The following is an 18,215-nucleotide window of genomic DNA, read 5'->3' as shown; positions in this document are numbered from 1 at the left end:
GATAAAACTATTTTAGTTAACTAAGTGAAATAAATATTTTATTAACTTTTTAATCATATAAGTAAAAGGAAGGAGTGTGTATAGTGAAAGAACGTCATGAGCTTCTCCATGAAATGGAGTTGTTGTTTCGCAGTGTATTTCGTCAGCTTCGACAAGAAATTAACAGCGTATTTGATTCGGAGCTATCAACTAATGCTTTTATGATTCTTCGCATGTTAAGAAATGAAGGTCCTCAAAAATCAACGGACATTTCAAAGCACCTGCAGGTATCCGCTAGTCATATTACGGCTTTGACGGATTTGCTTTTATCTAAAGGGTATGTGGAACGGAAAAAGTCAGAGGCAGATCGAAGAATTGTTGAAATTGTCATTACTGAAAAAGGGCATGCTATATTTGAGGAAATTGAAGCAAAAAAAAGAGCATATTTTTTTGAACGGTTTAACGATTTTACAAATGAGGAAATTCAAATTATGAATACATTATTTCAAAAAATTGATCGTTCTGCGGAGCGACAGTCAAACTAAGAGACAGGTACGCCGAAAAAATGATTCACTAGGTGAATTATTTAGTTACCGAAAGGAGTAGACATATGGAACATTTAGAACATCGAAAAAAAGTAGCCATTATGATTGCAATTATGTCAGCAATGCTGTTTACAGCCGTAAACCAAACGATTGTGGGTACTGCATTGCCACGTATTATTGCTGAGCTACAGGGAATTGAGTATTATAGCTGGGTATTTACAAGCTTTATGTTAGCTTCCAGTATCACAGCTATCTTAGTAGGGAAGCTTTCAGATATTTACGGACGCAAGCCGTTTATTTTAACAGGTATCGGTATTTTCATCATCGGTTCACTATGTGCAGGTTTTTCAAATACAATGATTCAATTGATCATCTTCCGAGCTGTTCAAGGCCTGGGTGGAGGTTTAATTATGTCGACTGCATTTACAGCAGTTGGAGATTTATTTACGCCGCGTGAGCGCGGTCGTTGGCAAGGGTTACTAAGCTCAGTCTTTGGTTTAGCCAGTGTATTCGGTCCAACACTTGGCGGTTGGATTGTTGATAATGCGAACTGGCACTGGGTTTTCTGGGTATTCTTACCGTTTGGTATCGTTGCATTCGTTCTAATTTGGATGCTGTTTCCAAGCGTTGAAAAACGAGAAGGTGAAAAGGTCGACTATGCGGGTTCACTATTCTTAACAACAACCATTGTACCGCTACTACTAGCGTTCTCGTGGGCTGGTTCTAAGTATGATTGGGTGTCAACACCAATCATCAGCTTGTTTATTGGAACCATTGTATCGTTAGCTATTTTTATTATGGTCGAGCGAAAAGCAAAAAGTCCGGTATTACCACTTCACTTATTCCGTAACAACATCTTTACGCTCTCAAACGTTGTTGGGTTTATTTTAGGTGCTGGAATGTTTGGAGCAGCGATGTATATTCCGTTCTTTATTCAAGGTGTTATCGGTCGTTCTGCAACGGCGTCTGGATTGATTATGATGCCAATGACGCTTGCGATGGTACTTGCAAGTACGCTCGGTGGACAATATATTACGAAAACAGGTAAGTATAAAGGTTTAGCAATCATTGGCTTAGCTATCATGTCAGCAGGAATGTTCTCACTGTCAGCAATGAATCAAGATTCGACGTCAACAAACGTAATCATCAACAATATTTTAGTGGGTTTAGGATTAGGAATGAGCTTCCCAGTATTTACGCTAATCATTCAAAATGCTGTTGAACAGCGCTACCTAGGTGTAGCAACAGCATCCAGTCAATTGTTCCGTCAGCTTGGTGGTACAGTTGGGGTTGCGATTATGGGAACAATGATGAACTCACGTATGTCTAGCCATATGACAGAAGAGGTAAGCGGAGCATCTGTTCCTCCTGAATTAGCTTCGAAACTTCAGGGGCTAGATCCACAGGTACTAATGGATCCTGCGCGCTTAGCAGATATTCAAAAACAGGTACCAGCATCCATGCAACAAGCATTTGATGGCTTTGTATCTATTCTTCGTGAAACGCTAAGCTATTCACTAACAGGCGTTTATCTAACTGCTGGTTTTATTGTTGTAACGGGTGTAGTCCTAACGTTCTTTATTAAAGCTATTCCGCTTCGAATGAGTCAGCGCGTAGATGAAAAAGAAAACGAAGAACATGAAAATAAGGCAGGGTAACGAAGAGGGAGCTTCATAGCTTCCTTTTTTTCTATACATAATAGTCGGTGAAGCAAGATAGTTGGTATCTCAATTAATCAGTCGTATAATAAACATAAATAATCAAGAGGAGGTCTTCTCGTTGACACAATCTAACCATCAATTAGCCACGTTTGCTGGAGGCTGCTTTTGGTGCATGGTAAAGCCGTTTGACGAACAGCCAGGCATTCTAAAAGTTGTATCGGGCTATACTGGAGGCCATACTGAAAATCCAACGTATAAAGAAGTATGTTCAGAAACGACAGGACACTATGAAGCGATTCAAATTACATTTGATCCCGAAGTGTTTCCATATGAAAAATTATTGGAGCTTTACTGGCCTCAAATCGATCCAACCGATCCAGGAGGACAGTTTGCTGATCGCGGAGACTCTTATCGAACAGCAATCTTTTATCATAATGATGAGCAAAAGCAGCTAGCGGAAGCTTCAAAGCAACAGCTAGAAGAGAGCGGCCGTTTTTCAAGCCCTATCGTAACTCAAATTTTACCTGCAAAGCCGTTTTATGAAGCGGAAGAGTATCATCAAGATTACTACAAAAAGAATAAATTTCGCTATTCAATGTACCGTCGAGGTTCCGGACGCGATCGGTTTATTAAAGAGAACTGGAAAGATATCGGTAGAGATGAAGAGTTGAAAAAACGCTTGACGCCAATTCAATACGAGGTAACACAAAATGACGCAACCGAACCTCCATTTCGAAATGAATTCTGGAATCATACAGAAGAAGGAATCTATGTAGACATTGTTTCTGGAGAACCACTCTTTAGCTCACGAGATAAATATGATGCTGGGTGCGGCTGGCCGTCCTTTACCAAGCCAATTAATAAGGAAGAGGTAGAGGAAAACATGGATGTTAGTCATAATATGGTTCGAACGGAAGTGCGTAGTAAAGCTGCAAATTCACATTTAGGTCATGTTTTTGAAGATGGTCCGACGGAAGCTGGAGGGTTACGCTATTGCATCAACTCAGCCGCTCTTCGATTTGTCCCTAAAGATAAGCTGGAAGAAGAGGGATACGGTGAATATGTAGCGCTATTTAACTAATAAAAAGAGTGAGTCACGATGAAGGTGACTCACTCTTTTTTTGAGGTTCCTGCTGTGGTTCAGGTGTTCGTTTGCTTCCTTTTATTTTCGAACGAATAATGCTGAAAATAAATAGAAAAGGAATGTAAAAATAAATAACGTATGTCCCTATTTGAGAAACGGTATTATTTAAAAGGTCAATGTTTTTTCGATTATCAAAGAAAATTGAAAGAGCTAATAAGGTTAGTATAAATACCAATAGGTAAATAGTAGACTTTCCTCGAAATGTTCGCTTCATCCCTCGAACGCTGCACCATAAGGTTGTACAAATTGCTGGCAGAACAACAAGAAGCCATAATGAAATTACAACGTATTCAAATCGTTGAATAAAGGGAATTTCAATAATTTTAGCCATTGTGAGCGTCGGCCAAATCGTTTTTAAAAGCTGCCCTTGACTAAAATAAACAAATGTTACAATTGTTAAAAATGTATAGAGAACGGTTGTAAATAAAAGCCCAGCTTGCCCCCACTTGTAACTAGAGGGTCCATTTTTAATGTAGGGATAAAAAAATAAAATCGATTCAAACCCCAAGTAGCTAAACGTCATTGTTTTAAAAGAAGTAAACAACTCACCAAAGCTATGATCTAAAATCGGTAAGATATTATTTACTTCGCCTAGCGAAAGTGGATAAAACAATGAAAAAAATAAAGGTAATGGAAGGACGACTCCAAAGAATGCAATACCTGTAATGACGCGAAAACCACCTGAAATAATATAATAGATGAGAGGAAGATAAATAAGTGAAATACTCCAAGTGGTGAGCCGCGGGAACATCCAGACTTGGAGGACTTCAATATATGTTCGATAAATCGTGATTGCAAAAGAGAAAAAGTATAGGCATAAGATGATATTAAATAGATTGCCAATCCATTTTCCAAAATACAGGCGATGAATTTGAATGACATCCGTATTTTCACGTTTTAGTACATAAAAGCACATCCAAAACAGCACAGAGACGGCTAAGCCAGAAGCAATAACTGAAATCCAAGCGTCATGTCCGCCACCCTTCACAATATATCTTTGAAACCCCAGCATTCCAACCCCTACTTGCACGGAATGAATCAAAAAGAACAGAAAAGACGGAGAGACTTGAAATTGTTCTTTCACATTGTTTTCCATGTTGTTCCCTCCTACTGACTAATGCCTGTTTGAACTAGATTCACATGCGCTTTTACATGGATATCCATGTCCGAATAGTTTTCTCTAAAGCGTTGGCTGTCAAAGTTCCGCGTACGGCTACGAACGTAATCCGTAAAACAAATGGGGTCAACGCCAAGCTTTTGCAGCTTTTTAATTAAGCGATCACTGTCTTTTTCTAAGTTCGTAGTTAGCTTTTTCTCAAGCATATTGACATTAGATGGCTTTGTTAGTTTCAGCCATTGTGGAAACTCTTTTACAAGGCCGTCAATATTTAAATGGACAACAATGATGGGATTATGACGGTTCCCTTTTAATTCGTAATTCGTTTTGGTTCGCAGATTTTCTAAAATAACTTCGCCTGAATGCCCTTTGTGCTTCATATCCATTGTATAGCGACCGTGCTTCGTCCCATCCAGGAGTAGCTTCATTAAAAACGCTTCTTTCATATCGATTGAAGAAATGTATTTTTCATTTTTAAACAATGCAACTCCTTCTAATTTAATTGCATCTTTTTCTTGGGATAACAACGGTAAAAAAGGATCGCGGTCGTCGCTAAAAAAACTAAATAAAAACGTTTGTAAGTTGGTTCGCGGTAGGTTTTCAGTTTTAATATTCTGGTCAATTAGATTTGAGATAAACTGATAATCTTTAATTTTCTTTCTCGTAACAGAGCTTAACATCTCATGTGCATTACCATCTGTGATGGCTACTTTAATCGTACGCCCTAAGTCAGGATTTCGAGCAAGCGTATTGACTAAATCGTGCATTCCGTGTTTGGCATAATCTTCACCAATTATGACGCTACGCAATTGGCCAAATGCCAAAGGGAGTGAAGACTTAACATTTAAATGGAGAGGGACATCAAAAGAACTATCGCCTTTGGCTGCAATGATGCTTGGTTCTTCCGTTGGTCCATATTTAAAGATCGGATATAAAATGGTTCCTCGAATCTTGTCTTCGTCCTTATCGTAATCGTATCCTATCGCATTCACGACTTGTATCTCATCAATCACTTCTCGATCCGCACAGCTAATTAGAAAGATGCTACAACAAGCTATAATTATTAATTTTTTCATTGCTGTATATCCTCCTTGCTTACTCTCGGTCTAGGTTTTGTTTCTTTTTTGATTTTTCAGGATTATAGCGGAACCAGCTTAAAGGTCTTAAATACCCAGGGCGTTTTGCCGTTTTGCTATATGGAAGTCTAAGCAACGTATCTCGTTGGCTTTTTGCTCGAAATGGATAGACAGGAACTAAATAAGGCATACCCAGGGATTGTAATCGAATTAAATGAACGATTAAGTAGCAAAAGCCAAACATGATACCGACCAGTCCATACAAGGCTGCAAACAGTACAAAAGGGAAGCGCAAAAGTCGAATCGTATTAGACATCTTAAAAATTGGCGTTGTAAACGATGCGAGCGCAGTTAGAGAAACAATAATGAGCAAAACGTTACTAGTTAAAGCAGCTTCAACGGTTGCTTGCCCAATAACAATTCCCCCAACGATTCCAAGCGTTTGGCCGACTTTAGAAGGTAGTCTGGCTCCGGCTTCTCTAAGCAGTTCGATGGTTATTTCTAAGAACAACACTTCTACTACGGGAGGAAAAGGGACATTTGTTCTTGAGAAAACAATTGGTCCCAGTAAATCCTTTGGCAACATTTCATAATGATAGGTAACAACGGCAACATATAGCGGCGTTGCAAAAATAGAAAAAAATACGCCAAACATTCGAATTAAGCGAAAGAATGAGCCTAGCACCCACGGTAAATAATAGTCTTCAGGTGAAATAAAAAAATCAAGCAGCGTGGATGGTCCCGTCACTGCATATGGAGAACCGCTTGAGAAAAAAGCAACTTGACCGTTTCGCAAGGTAAACAATACGCGGTCTACTCGCTCCGTTGTTAAAAACAAAGGAAAAGGAGTATTGGAGTTATCTGAAATGAGCTGCTCTAGCATGGTGCTATCAAAAATAACGTCAAAGTCAAGGGACTCTAAGCGCTTTGTCATGGTATCTACATGCTGTGGATTCGTGATGTCCTCTAAATAAACGATTACTACCCGAGTTTTAGACTTTTGTCCGACCGTAATTTCCTTGAATACCAAATGCTCAGAAATTAATGTCTTTCGCATGAGATATAAATTAACGTCTAGGTCTTCTACAAATCCGAGCTTTGGACCTACGACGCTAAACTCATTTTCAGTTTCATTCTCTGTTCGAAATCCCGTATCAAAGCTTTGAACTTTAATTAACGCAACTTCTTTATCATCAGTATGAAGCTGAAACATAACATACCCGCGAAGCATTTTTTCTGAAATTTCTTGAGTATCTTTAGTGATAGAGATATCCTCAATCGGTAATACGTTTTCGACTTCGTTGACGTTTGTTAACGTAAAATCAATGAGCTGAATAGGCTTTATAATTTTATCTTCAACGCTTTGCATCTGGACGAGCTGTTTAAAGTACGTAATGACGTATTTCTTATGCTGAGCTCCAATAGCGAGCGTCGTAAAATCACTGGATTTACTAAATTGCTCAATAATTTCATCTAGGGTTTTCTTTGGTTGTTGATCAGCATTGTTCTTTTTAAATAAATTTTTGAACATAAGTATCTCCTTGTCATCAATCCTCATCTGTTATTGGTAGTTTGTTCATGTGTTTCCTTTTTATGCGATGAAACTTTTCTCCTGAAGGATTAGTGCATTTGAAGGATTTTTTGGCTTGTAAACAGGTATTTACGCGATTTTAACGAATCTTTACATTGCCATAAAAGTGCATTTACAAAGAATTGTTAGATTTAAGCATGTAGAAAAAAGAGCGATATGAAGGGAGCACGATGAAATGAAAAAGAAATTATTAGGGGCAACGCTTGCTGGTGCTGTAGCACTCGGTTCTTTTGGATTAGGAAATGCATTAATGGAAACTGAAGCGAAGGGGCCAAAACAGCAGGAGAAAAAACCAAAAAACGTTATTATGATGGTAACGGACGGAACAAGCTCAAGCACAACAACATTAGCAAGATGGTATAAAGGTGCACCTCTACATATGGATCAGTTAATGGCTGGAGGGGTTCGCGCTTATTCAGCTGAATCAGCAATTACGGATTCAGCACCAGCAGGAACAGCATTGGCTACTGGTAATAAATCTAACTCTGGATACGTAGGAGTGCTTCCTTCACTTGTCACAACACCTGGTGTTGAACAAATAAAAGAAGAAGACAAGTACCGCCCAGTAGCAAATGTTCTAGAAGGAGCAAAGCTATCTGGAAAAGCAACAGGAATTGTGGCAACTTCTGAAATTCAACACGCAACGCCAGCTGGTTTTTCAGCCCATCATCACGATCGTAATAACTTTGATGTACTAGGTGAGCAGCAAGTATACCAAGGCATAGACGTTGTACTCGGTGGTGGTAAGCAATCACTTGTTACAGGAGAAGGTAGTAAAAACCGTAAAGACGGTGAAAACTTAGTTGAAGTAATTGACGAAAAGGGCTATGATTTTGTAGAAAATCGCGATGAGTTATTGAAATCAAAATCAGATAAAATTTGGGGTTCATTCTCAGATTCAGCGCTTGCTTACGAAATGGACCGTAAACAAACAAAGCCTCAAGAGCCGACAATTTCAGAAATGACGGATAAAGCACTTACTACGCTTTCAAAGGACAAGGATGGATTTTTCTTATTCGTTGAAGGCAGTAAGCCAGACTGGGCGGCACATGCAAACGATCCTGTTGGAATGGTAAGCGACGTGTTAGCTTTTGATAAAGCTGTAGGAGAAGCAGTTGAATTTGCGAAAAAAGATAAAAATACAATGGTTATTGTAGTGTCAGATCACGGTAATAGCGGTATTTCAATCGGAAGTAAAAATACAGATAAAAACTATGATACAACGCCTGTTTCAGCGTACATTGACCCATTGAAAAAAGCGAAAATGACGTTAGAAGGTGCAATGGGCTCTCTAAATAAAGACTTATCAAACAAAGAAGAAGTGGCTGCTTTATACGGGCTAGACAACTTAACGGTTGATGAAAAGAAACAGTTAGATGCAGCGAAAGATAAAAATGCAATTGGAGTAACATTATCTAAACTGCTGGCAAATCGTGCAAATCTAGGCTTTACGACAGGTGGTCATACGGGTGAAGACATGTTCTTGTATTCATACGGAGTAGACCGTCCTGTGGGGCATTACGATAATACTGATCTTGCTAAGCATATGGCAAAAGCAATGAATTTCGACTTAGATAAACTAACGGATGAGCTATTTATTGAAGCTACAAAAGCATTTAAGGGTGCTAACGTAACAGTAAATAAACAAGATCCACAAAACCCTGTACTAGTTGTAAAATCAAACAAGCGTACGGTTGAGTTTCCTGTTAACAAAAATATTGCGGTTGTGAATGGAAAAGAAATTGAAATGAATAGCGTTGTCGTACAAGATAAAAACGGCCGCTTCTTTGTATCAAAGCAAGCACAAGACATTGTAAAAAAAGGCAAATAAGCATGTGAAGCATATAGCTCACCGGAAGTGAATTCTTCTGGTGGGCTTATTTGTTTTTGTTTCATCTCTTATTAATAGTTAAAAAGACCTATATAAAAATACGATTTTTAGGCATTTATTTATGCATAAGTGGAAGAAGTGTAGTATGATAGACTTGGTTTATGGATTGATTAGTTCATTTCTCATATATATGTTGTTACGGTTATATGCTACACTTTTGATGTCCAAATACTTACTAAATTTGAGAGAAACTAGCGAGATTTTTCTCCTTAGCATAAATGTTCATTTTTGTTTTTAATTTGACGGAATAGATAATGTAAAAGGAATAGAAAGAATGTTAGAAGGAGCGACGTTTGTGAAAGTATTAATTGCAGATGATAATATAGATTCAATTGAAATCTTAGAATATTTTATTTCTCAGGTACCTGGCTTTGATGTCATTGGCTCTTGCAGGGATGGTGAAGAGTTAATTCAGCAAGTAATGGTACAAAGTCCAGAGCTTATTTTGGTAGATATTAATATGCTGAGCATGAGCGGATTAGAAGCTGTCAAAGAATGTTTGAAGATTAAACCAGATTTACGCTTTATCTTTATAACAGGGTATGATCAGTTTGCGGTTGAAGCTTTCGAATTATCTGCGCTTGATTATATTATTAAACCGATTGAAAATCAGCGTTTATATGTAGCTTTAGAGCGCGCTAAAAAAACGCTTGCTAAACAAGAAAAAGACAACTCAACTAAATCAAGAGCAAAGCGATTACCTGTTAAATTTAACGGATCTACTTACTATATACCAATTAACGAGATTGTTTTTATTGAAAAATCAGGAAAGAAATGTTTAATATTCACACAGTTGAGAACATATGAAAACATCAGTGATATTTATATGTATTTAGATCCAAACGTTTTTAGCCAAACGCATCGATCTTATATTGTTAATCTGGAAAAGGTCTCTCATATTACTCCTAGAAATGAAACGTACCTAGTCTACTTTTTGAATTTTGATGAATATGCTCATATCTCGAAATTGAAAATTCAAGAAGTGCAAAAGCAGCTCCATGATCTAATGGTCAATTAACAGTTGAATTAAATACACTTGCACGTAACAGCAGGCGAATCTTTGAAACGGTTCGTCTGTTTTTACGTCTTGCTTATGAGAAAGGAGCGAATGACTCTGGAAGGGAATTATAATTTATTTACCGTTTTGCTGGCAATAGTAGTGGGCATTCTAGCTGCTTATACAGCCTTAGACTTAATTGAAAGAAGCAGTAGCTCATCACGCCTCATAAAAAATGGGTGTTGATGGCAGTTACAGCGAATGCGCTACAAGATGATATTGAAAAAGAAGTGAACATGGGGCTTGAAGATTATATCACCAAACCCATCCATTTTGAGACATTTTTACACAAGTTAGCACGTATACTGAATGGAAAGAAATAAATAACTAACTATTCTTCCATTGACAAGTTGGAAAAAGTTACGTATTATGATAATAACTTAATACACTTACTTCGTCTAAGGAGTAAAGGGGAGTAGCGTCAGGGAAACCTGAAACAAAGTCGTCATTCCATGGATTCTGTCCATCGGCTTTGTTGGCATAACGAGTTTATTTATGCTTAGCAAGACCTTTGCCATATTTGGCAAAGGTCTTTTTGTGTTTTCTTTGCCGAATTAGGGAAAAAGATTAGTAAGAGAGAAAAGAGAGGAGAATGTTTATGGATGCATCATTGTTATTAGAATATGGGTGGGTGTTGCTTGTTCTCATCGCCTTAGAAGGAATTTTAGCTGCCGATAATGCGCTTGTAATGGCAATTATGGTAAAGCACTTACCAGAAGAGCAGCGTAAAAAAGCGTTATTTTACGGGTTAGCGGGGGCATTTATCTTCCGTTTTGGTTCACTATTTGCAATCTCGTTCTTAGTGGATGTTTGGCAAGTACAGGCAATCGGAGCAGTATATTTACTGTTTATCGCGATTAATCACCTCGTAAAGCGCTATTTGAAAAAGTCAAAACATGATGAAACCGTTACAAAGGAAAAAAAGGGTTCAGGTTTTTGGATGACTGTTTTAAAAGTAGAATTAGCAGACATTGCGTTTGCGGTCGATTCAATTCTTGCAGCGGTAGCTCTTGCTGTCACGCTTCCAAATACTCCACTACCTAAGATTGGTGGGCTAGATGGTGGACAGTTCGCCGTTATTTTTGCAGGTGGATTAATTGGATTAATTATCATGCGTTTTGCAGCAACATGGTTCGTAAAATTATTAAATCAACGCCCAGGTTTAGAAACGGCTGCGTTCTTAATTGTTGGTTGGGTAGGGGTTAAATTAGCAGTATATACGCTTGCTCACCCTGAATTAGCAATTGTTGATGAGCATTTCCCAGAGTCAAAAGGATGGAAACTTTTCTTTTGGATCGTGCTGATTGCAATTGCTGTTGGCGGCTGGTTCTTATCGAAAGGTAAAAATCAAAGTGAAATTGAAGGTTCAGATGATGCACAAGATGCATTGGAAAAAGTAGATCATCAATAATCAAAGAGGCTGAGACATAAGTAATTCAGCTAACGATAAACCTGAACGATTGAGAGTTACTCGCTTTTAATCATTCAGGTTTTTTGTTGATTGTGAAAACAAACGTATTCTAACAACGTAAAGAGGTGAGAAAAGGAATTGTTCTTCTTTTTGGAAATTTGTTTTGTTATGTCCCACCCTCTTTTTTTGCATGAGAAAAGCAGGTGCCTAGAGCACCTGCTTTTAGCCATGTTATGAAGTTGTTAAAATTATTTGTTTTGCCCGTTTAAATGAGCTTGAGCTTGTTGTACTAGACGTTTTGTAATTTCGCCACCAACTGATCCGTTGCTACGAGCAACCGTATCAGAGCCTAAAGTTACTCCAAATTCTTGAGCGATTTCTGCTTTGTATTGATCTAAAAATTGTCCAACGCCAGGAACTAATAATTTATTTGATTTAGCCATGGTTTCATTCTCTCCTTTTTTAAGTTCAACGAATAATTATCGTTGTAGTCGTAGTATGTACTCTCGTTTTCTTGCCATACTGGTAATGGTTTGAAGGAGATAATAAAAAGCCCAACTTCAGAAGAAGTTAGGCTTTCTTGTTTTATTTTACAACTGCATATTGATCAACTGATTGAGCAAATGATTTTTGTAGAGATTTTACTTGCTCTACGTACGCATCAGATACTTGTTGAAGCTCTTCACGCGTTTTCTTTTGCTCTTCTAGTAGCTGTGTGATGACTTGGTGGTATTGCTCTTGTGCTTGTTTCACCATTGTATAACCAGTTTTGCTTTGGTTTACAGATAATGATTGTAGCTTGCTTAATGCTTCGCTCATGCGATTCGTCCACTCTTCGTATGAGTCTGCCACAGCGTTGCCTGCAGTTTTACGTAAATTTTCAACTGTTCTTTTCTGAAGGTTTTCAAGCTCAGCTTTCCATTGCTTATCAACTTCTTGAAGTTGTTCAACTGCTTTTGAGACAAATTCTTGCTGTTGCTCTAATGTTTTTAACGTCCAAAGCTCAACTTGCTTATTTCCTTCAGCGATGTTTTCTAATCCTTTTGTCCATTGATCCCACATTGCATCGATTACTGTTTCATACTTTACTGTTGCCATAATCAAATTCCTCCTCGGTTGATTGGCTTGCGAACAGAATAAATTTATGAAACGTTAGTGGTGTTTGTCGTAGGTGTAAGGCTTAACATTTCAGCTAGCTCGCGAAATAGCCGTTATTTTTATATAAGGAAACGCAGCATCAAACTACGTGACTCCTTTTGTACATGCAAATTACTTTTGATTCTCATCTTTTTTTGTACCTGAGCTGAATGGAAAAAACATGTCGGTATACATGGAAAAGAATGAATCCAACATATTTTGATATTGCTCTAATGATGAAGCCCACATCGTTAAGTATTGTTCGCCAGCTTCCGTTAATGAGTAGATACGTCGAGCTGGTCCTTCAGCAGATGTATCCCATTGTGAAGTAATAAGGTTATCTTTTTCAAGCTGTCTCAAGGTGCGATATACGTTTCCTTGGTCGACGGATGTAAAGCCAAAGCTCATTAGCTGTTGAATTAGCTTATAACCATGTAAATTCCAACCCCGAAGGCTCAGTAATAAAAAAGGAATCATAAAGTTTTTTGGTGCACCACTAATCGATTTTTCAAGGTTAGCGGAGTTTGAAGCAGAGGCGTTATCTTCTTTACTTGTACTCAAGTTAATCACCCCTTTTTGGTAATTTGTCTCTATATGTGTAATTTACACCTAGATGAGATAAAAGTCAATCATTCCCTTGGGTTTTTTTAGAAAACGACAAAAAAACAAAAGGTTTCGACAATTTTTGTCAAAACTTTTCAAAAATAATCAAATATTGGGAATTGTTTATCGTATCAAACAACTCTATAATAGTATACGTAAGATATTTTTAACACTTTTACATTTTGTTAGCGCAAGTAGAAAACAAATTAAACAATAGTAAGCGTTCTTATTGATGATAATGATTGCGTTTACTTCGTGCTTCCTAATATGTCCACATGCGTTTTCGTCATGAGCATATTGAGAGCCATCACTTTTAATTACGTGGAAAGGAGATGGAAAATTGGAACAGCAAAAGATGTTAGATCCGTTTCAAGCATGGAAAGACGTATATGACAAAACTGAGTCTTACTGGGGAAAAGTTATTGGAGACAATATGAACAGAGAAGAGTTCTCACAAATGATGGGAAACGTTCTGAACATGAACCTTCAGTATCAACAAGCTATTAACGAAGTAACAGGGCGCTATTTTCAACAGGTCAACATTCCAACAAAGGAAGATGTAGCAAACGTAGCTTCACTTGTTATTAATGTAGAGGAAAAGGTAGAGGCGTTAGAAGATCGTTTCGATGATCTTGAAGACAAGCAAGATAGTCCAGCTTTCAAGCGTGAAGTCACTAAGCTGAAGTCAGATGTAAAGTCGTTAGACAAAAAGCTAGATAAGGTATTGTCACTGCTTGAAGAGCAGCAGGATACGCAAGCTGTGCTGCAAGAGTTAATTCAAGAGCAAATTCAAGAGCAAGGTGAACAGCTAAAAGCCGAGCTGTTGGAGCAAGTAAAAGTAGAAAAGCCGAGCGAGCAACCGGCTCAAAAGTAAGACAAGGGGACAAGTAAACACATCATACTACTGTTTATGTAGAACAATTACAATTGATGAGGCCAGGGGGAATTTTTGATGACAGAATTACAAGGTAAAGTAGCAATCGTAACAGGTGGATCTAAAGGAATTGGAGCGGCTATTACACGTGAATTAGCATCACAAGGTGTTAAGGTAGCTGTAAACTATAACAGTAGTAAAGAATCTGCAGAAGCTATTGTCAATGAAATTAGAGAAAACGGCGGTTCAGCGATTGCTGTTCAAGCGGACGTATCGTATGCAGATCAAGCTAAACACCTTGTTGAAGAAACAAAAGCAGCGTTTGGCCAGCTTGATATCTTAGTAAATAACGCTGGTATTACGCGCGATCGTTCTTTCAAAAAGCTTGGAGAAGAAGATTGGAAGAAAGTGATTGATGTTAATTTACATAGTGTGTATAACACAACTTCTGCTGCTTTAGGTGACTTAGTAGAAGCAGAAGCAGGCCGCATCATTAACATTTCATCTATTATCGGTCAAGCAGGCGGGTTCGGTCAAACAAACTATGCAGCTGCAAAAGCTGGTATGGTAGGCTTCACAAAGTCGCTGGCACTTGAGTTAGCAAAAACAAACGTAACGGTTAATGCTATCTGCCCTGGTTTTATTGAAACTGAAATGGTAATGGCAATTCCAGAAGAAGTACGTGCTAATATTGTTGCGAAAATTCCAAAGCGCCGCTTTGGTCAAGTAAATGAAATTGCACGTGGCGTTGTGTACTTAGTTAAAGACGGAGCTTATATCACAGGTCAACAACTAAACATTAACGGTGGCTTATACATGTAATTATTCGTTCATATAAAAGTAGCCCTGACGTTTTGTCGGGGCTGTGCTTTTTCGCTCATGATTAAAAAGAAAGGTGGATGTTTTCATGGCAACTCCATATATCCAAGAATGGGAAAAGTTAATCAAATCAATGCCTAGCGAATATAAAAGCTCAGCTCGACGCTTTAAGCGTGCTTATGAAATTGTCACAACGGAAGCAGAGCCAGAGGTAGGATTGACGCCAAAAGAAGTGATTTGGAAAAAGAATAAAGCGAAGCTATATCGTTACACTCCAACTCAAGAAAAACTACACAAGACGCCAATTTTACTTGTATATGCTCTTATCAATAAACCATATATTCTCGATTTAACACCTGGCAATAGCCTAGTGGAATATTTATTAGAGCGTGGCTTTGATGTGTACCTGTTAGATTGGGGTACGCCTGGCGTAGAAGATAGCGGTATGAAATTGGATGATTATATCATGGACTACATTCCGCGCGCTGCAAAAAAAGTACTGCGTCACTCAAAAGCACCTAACTTGTCCGTGTTAGGTTATTGTATGGGTGGTACGATGACGGCAGCCTTTGCGGCTTTACATGATGAATTGCCAATTAAAAACTTGATCTTTATGACAAGTCCGTTTGATTTTTCAGACACTGGTTTATACGGCGCATTTCTAGATGAACGCTACTTTAACTTAGATAAAGCCGTCGATACGCTAGGTAACATTCCACCTGAAATGATTGACTTTGGTAATAAGATGCTAAAGCCAATTACAAATTTCTACGGTCCTTACGTAACGCTAGTTGATCGTTCAGAAAATCAACGCTTTGTTGAAAGCTGGAAGCTTATGCAAAAGTGGGTAGCCGATGGCATTCCGTTCCCAGGTGAAGCATATCGTCAGTGGATTCGAGATTTTTATCAGCAAAATAAGCTGATTAATGGCGAGCTAGATATTCGTGGACAAAAGGTTGATTTAAAAAATATTAAGGCTAATATTCTTAACATTGCTGCAAGCAGAGATCACATTGCAATGCCTCATCAAGTTGCTGCGTTAATGGATGCTGTTTCAAGCAAAGATAAAGAATATAAGCTTCTTCAAACAGGACACGTTTCAGTTGTATTTGGTCCAAAAGCGGTTAAAGAAACGTACCCAACAATTGGTGATTGGCTACAAAAGCGTTCAAAGTAAAACTTTTTAATAAGCGAAATGTAGCTAGAATAAAAGCTGTACGTGTAGTGGTTTTCCTGCACGTACAGCTTTTATTATTAATGGGAAAAAGAACTTTTTATACTGAAATTCCTGTTTGGTAATGACAACGGTCACTTGTTCTTTTATACTAAATAAAGCTATCTCTTCTTTTAGTGAGTAAAAGAAAATAATACATAAGGAAGAAAAATTCAAAAAAAGGGAAAGCTATTATGTATTATAAAAAAAGGAATGTCTATCATGCGTCGAAATTGGAAACATCGAATTAGGCAAATGTCCTCAGCACAAATTATTGTCGGCTTTTATTTGACAGCCGTGACGGTTGGTTTTTTACTTTTAAGCATTCCAGCAGCATTAAAGCCAGGGGTGGAGCTAGATTTAATTAACCGTTTATTTATTGCTGTTAGCGCGGTAAGCGTAACAGGCCTCACGCCCGTTTCAACAGCTGAGACGTTTAGCACATTCGGATATTTTATTTTAGCATTTATTTTTCAAATAGGTGGAATCGGTGTTATGACACTAAGTACATTTATTTGGCTTTTAATTGGAAAAAAGATTGGCTTAAAAGAACGACAATTAATTATGATGGATCATAATCAGTCCAAATTATCTGGACTCGTTAATTTAATGAGAAATGTACTGCTTCTTATTTTTGCCATTGAGGCAATTGGTGCATTGGTATTAACGCTTCACTTTCATCAATATTATTTAGATTGGAAAGAAGCATTTTTACATGGTTTTTTTTCATCTATTAGTGCGACAACAAACGCTGGGTTTGATATAACTGGAGCTTCGTTTGTTCCATATGCTAACGACTATTTTGTTCAAGTCGTGACGGTGCTCTTAATTACGCTAGGAGCAATTGGTTTTCCAGTTCTAATTGAAGTTAAGCACTTCTTTTTAAAGCGTAAAGAAAAGCGTAAGTTTCAGTTTTCTCTTTTTGCAAAATTAACGTCTATTATGTTCTTAGCCTTGTTAGCTGTTGGAACTTTGTTAATTTTGCTTTTAGAACAGAATGCGTTTATGGCAGGGAAGTCTTGGCATGAAGCATTCTTCTATGCCTTTTTTCAATCAGCCGCAACCCGAAGTGGTGGAGTAGCCACGATGGATGTTAGTGAATTTACGCTACCGACGCTGCTTATCATGAGTGCCATGATGTTCATTGGAGCATCTCCAAGCTCCGTCGGTGGAGGGATTCGGACGACCACGTTTGCTCTAAATATTTTATTTTTGTTTTATTATGCAAGAGGAAGTAAAACAATAAAGATTTTTAGACGAGAAATTCATGAAGATGATATTACTAAATCTGTAGCTGTGTCTATGTTTGCCATTATTATCTGCTCCACTTCTGTTATTATTTTAACAATCACAGAGTCGTTTTCTTTAACAGAGATTATTTTTGAAGTGTGTTCAGCCTTTGGAACGACAGGCTTATCAATGGGAATCACGAGTGGCTTATCAGATGTAGGGAAAATACTCATTATTATTCTGATGTTTATCGGTCGAATTGGAATGCTCGTATTTATTCTAATGCTTCGTCGTCCAAAAACAGAACCAGACTATCATTATCCAAAAGAACGCATTATTATTGGGTAATTCATTAAGCGTTTTGACAGGTTTTACTGCTCATAAGATCTATGCACTTGCACAAGCTAGTATAGAGCAAATGCTTATAATCTTATGAGGAGGTTATTACAATGGCAAAACGTAAAGTAGCACATAATCCAGCACAAAAAAATAATCAAACGCCAAAAGAAAGCTTACCCGATACAGAATTTTCAGCTGAATATGGCAGAGAAGACACATATAAAGCAGCAAACCGTAATTCAAAGCACGGAAAGCAAGGACAAAGCAAATGACGAAAAAAGATCATAGACACCTTGCCCACTCGAAAGAAAAGCAAACACAACTTTTACAAGAGGAGTTTGGACCTGAAATGGGTGATCCAAACGCAGCTAAGTTTTTAGAGATGGCTGAAATTGCAAAAGCTGAGAAAAAACATAAGAAAAAGCAAAAAAAGAACTGTTAAAAAAAGAGGCTGGGACATAAGTAATTCAGCTAATGATAAACCTGAACGATTGAGAGTTTCTCACTTTTAATCGTTCAGGTTTTTTG

At 37.9% G+C, this 18,215-nt stretch carries 19 protein-coding genes and 1 riboswitch; of the genes, 13 read left to right on the top strand and 6 right to left on the bottom strand.

The window, feature by feature from the left end; genetic code table 11:
* Positions 1-83: 83 nt before the first annotated feature.
* The 3 genes from AS180_RS09400 (at position 84) to msrA (ending at position 3,266) form a co-directional block, all read left to right on the top strand.
* Positions 84-524: a MarR family winged helix-turn-helix transcriptional regulator gene (locus AS180_RS09400; RefSeq protein ID WP_025910204.1), complete on the top strand. Its 441-nt coding sequence runs from the start codon at positions 84-86 to the stop codon at positions 522-524.
* 65 nt (positions 525-589) lie between these two features.
* Positions 590-2,182, top strand: a complete 1,593-nt coding sequence (locus AS180_RS09395) for an MDR family MFS transporter (RefSeq protein ID WP_061785092.1) — start codon at positions 590-592, stop codon at positions 2,180-2,182.
* A 121-nt stretch (positions 2,183-2,303) separates the two neighbouring features.
* A complete protein-coding gene (msrA, locus tag AS180_RS09390; RefSeq protein WP_082636371.1) occupies positions 2,304-3,266 on the top strand; it encodes a peptide-methionine (S)-S-oxide reductase MsrA in 963 nt (320 codons plus the stop codon).
* Positions 3,267-3,279: 13 nt separating this feature from the next.
* Here msrA and AS180_RS09385 read toward each other — a convergent pair whose 3' ends face one another.
* From AS180_RS09385 to AS180_RS09375, 3 genes are read right to left on the bottom strand one after another with little or no spacing between them, the layout of a single operon-like run.
* A complete protein-coding gene (locus tag AS180_RS09385) occupies positions 3,280-4,425 on the bottom strand; it encodes a GerAB/ArcD/ProY family transporter (RefSeq protein ID WP_062686737.1) in 1,146 nt (381 codons plus the stop codon).
* 11 nt (positions 4,426-4,436) lie between these two features.
* The gene (locus AS180_RS09380) at positions 4,437-5,522 is read right to left on the bottom strand and encodes a Ger(x)C family spore germination protein (protein WP_062686736.1); all 1,086 of its coding nucleotides are present in this window, start codon (positions 5,520-5,522) and stop codon (positions 4,437-4,439) included.
* A gap of 19 nt (positions 5,523-5,541) precedes the next feature.
* On the bottom strand, positions 5,542-7,053 hold the full coding sequence (locus AS180_RS09375) for a spore germination protein (RefSeq protein ID WP_062686735.1): 1,512 nt from the start codon (positions 7,051-7,053) through the stop codon (positions 5,542-5,544).
* Between the two features lie 235 nt (positions 7,054-7,288).
* Here AS180_RS09375 and AS180_RS09370 point away from each other — a divergent pair, with 235 nt between their 5' ends.
* The 4 genes from AS180_RS09370 to AS180_RS09360 all read left to right on the top strand — a co-directional run bounded on the left by AS180_RS09370 (position 7,289) and on the right by AS180_RS09360 (position 11,472).
* The gene (locus tag AS180_RS09370; protein WP_062686734.1) at positions 7,289-8,944 is read left to right on the top strand and encodes an alkaline phosphatase; all 1,656 of its coding nucleotides are present in this window, start codon (positions 7,289-7,291) and stop codon (positions 8,942-8,944) included.
* Positions 8,945-9,299: 355 nt separating this feature from the next.
* Positions 9,300-10,022 (top strand): LytR/AlgR family response regulator transcription factor, encoded by a 723-nt coding sequence (locus tag AS180_RS09365; RefSeq protein WP_226372953.1) that lies wholly within the window; start codon positions 9,300-9,302, stop codon positions 10,020-10,022.
* Positions 10,023-10,246: 224 nt separating this feature from the next.
* A complete protein-coding gene (locus AS180_RS22475; protein WP_156413467.1) occupies positions 10,247-10,384 on the top strand; it encodes a response regulator in 138 nt (45 codons plus the stop codon).
* Positions 10,385-10,459: 75 nt separating this feature from the next.
* Positions 10,460-10,562: riboswitch (yybP-ykoY riboswitch) on the top strand.
* A 97-nt stretch (positions 10,563-10,659) separates the two neighbouring features.
* Positions 10,660-11,472, top strand: coding sequence for a TerC family protein (locus AS180_RS09360; RefSeq protein ID WP_025910213.1), 813 nt, complete (start codon positions 10,660-10,662; stop codon positions 11,470-11,472).
* Positions 11,473-11,720: 248 nt separating this feature from the next.
* On the opposite strand, the gene AS180_RS09355 is transcribed toward AS180_RS09360, so the two are convergent.
* From AS180_RS09355 to phaQ, 3 genes are all read right to left on the bottom strand, one after another.
* A complete protein-coding gene (locus AS180_RS09355; protein WP_025910214.1) occupies positions 11,721-11,915 on the bottom strand; it encodes an alpha/beta-type small acid-soluble spore protein in 195 nt (64 codons plus the stop codon).
* A gap of 142 nt (positions 11,916-12,057) precedes the next feature.
* Entirely contained in the window at positions 12,058-12,570 is a 513-nt protein-coding gene (gene phaP / locus AS180_RS09350) for a polyhydroxyalkanoic acid inclusion protein PhaP (RefSeq protein ID WP_025909640.1), read from the bottom strand.
* Between the two features lie 171 nt (positions 12,571-12,741).
* Entirely contained in the window at positions 12,742-13,170 is a 429-nt protein-coding gene (gene phaQ / locus AS180_RS09345) for a poly-beta-hydroxybutyrate-responsive repressor (RefSeq protein ID WP_025909639.1), read from the bottom strand.
* A gap of 382 nt (positions 13,171-13,552) precedes the next feature.
* Here phaQ and phaR point away from each other — a divergent pair, with 382 nt between their 5' ends.
* The 6 genes from phaR to AS180_RS23200 all read left to right on the top strand — a co-directional run bounded on the left by phaR (position 13,553) and on the right by AS180_RS23200 (position 18,129).
* Positions 13,553-14,086: a polyhydroxyalkanoic acid synthase subunit PhaR gene (gene phaR, locus AS180_RS09340; protein WP_025909638.1), complete on the top strand. Its 534-nt coding sequence runs from the start codon at positions 13,553-13,555 to the stop codon at positions 14,084-14,086.
* 78 nt (positions 14,087-14,164) lie between these two features.
* Complete coding sequence (locus AS180_RS09335; RefSeq protein ID WP_025909637.1) at positions 14,165-14,908, top strand: 3-oxoacyl-ACP reductase; 744 nt, start codon at positions 14,165-14,167, stop codon at positions 14,906-14,908.
* An 85-nt stretch (positions 14,909-14,993) separates the two neighbouring features.
* Positions 14,994-16,082 carry a class III poly(R)-hydroxyalkanoic acid synthase subunit PhaC gene (locus AS180_RS09330; RefSeq protein WP_025909636.1) on the top strand — a complete coding sequence of 363 codons (1,089 nt, stop codon included), beginning with the start codon at positions 14,994-14,996 and terminating at the stop codon, positions 16,080-16,082.
* A 207-nt stretch (positions 16,083-16,289) separates the two neighbouring features.
* Positions 16,290-17,696: a TrkH family potassium uptake protein gene (locus AS180_RS09325; RefSeq protein WP_225001745.1), complete on the top strand. Its 1,407-nt coding sequence runs from the start codon at positions 16,290-16,292 to the stop codon at positions 17,694-17,696.
* 101 nt (positions 17,697-17,797) lie between these two features.
* Positions 17,798-17,959, top strand: a complete 162-nt coding sequence (locus AS180_RS23205; RefSeq protein ID WP_025909634.1) for a hypothetical protein — start codon at positions 17,798-17,800, stop codon at positions 17,957-17,959.
* Positions 17,956-18,129, top strand: coding sequence for a hypothetical protein (locus AS180_RS23200; protein WP_167556157.1), 174 nt, complete (start codon positions 17,956-17,958; stop codon positions 18,127-18,129). The genes AS180_RS23205 and AS180_RS23200 overlap by 4 nt, the downstream gene beginning before the upstream one ends.
* The last annotated feature ends 86 nt before the right edge of the window (positions 18,130-18,215 follow it).

Source organism: Priestia veravalensis (assembly GCF_001457055.1).
Classification (GTDB): Bacteria; Bacillota; Bacilli; order Bacillales; family Bacillaceae_H; genus Priestia; species Priestia flexa.
Note: the sequence above shows the minus strand (reverse complement) of the source record. Positions and strands in the feature narration are given on the sequence as shown.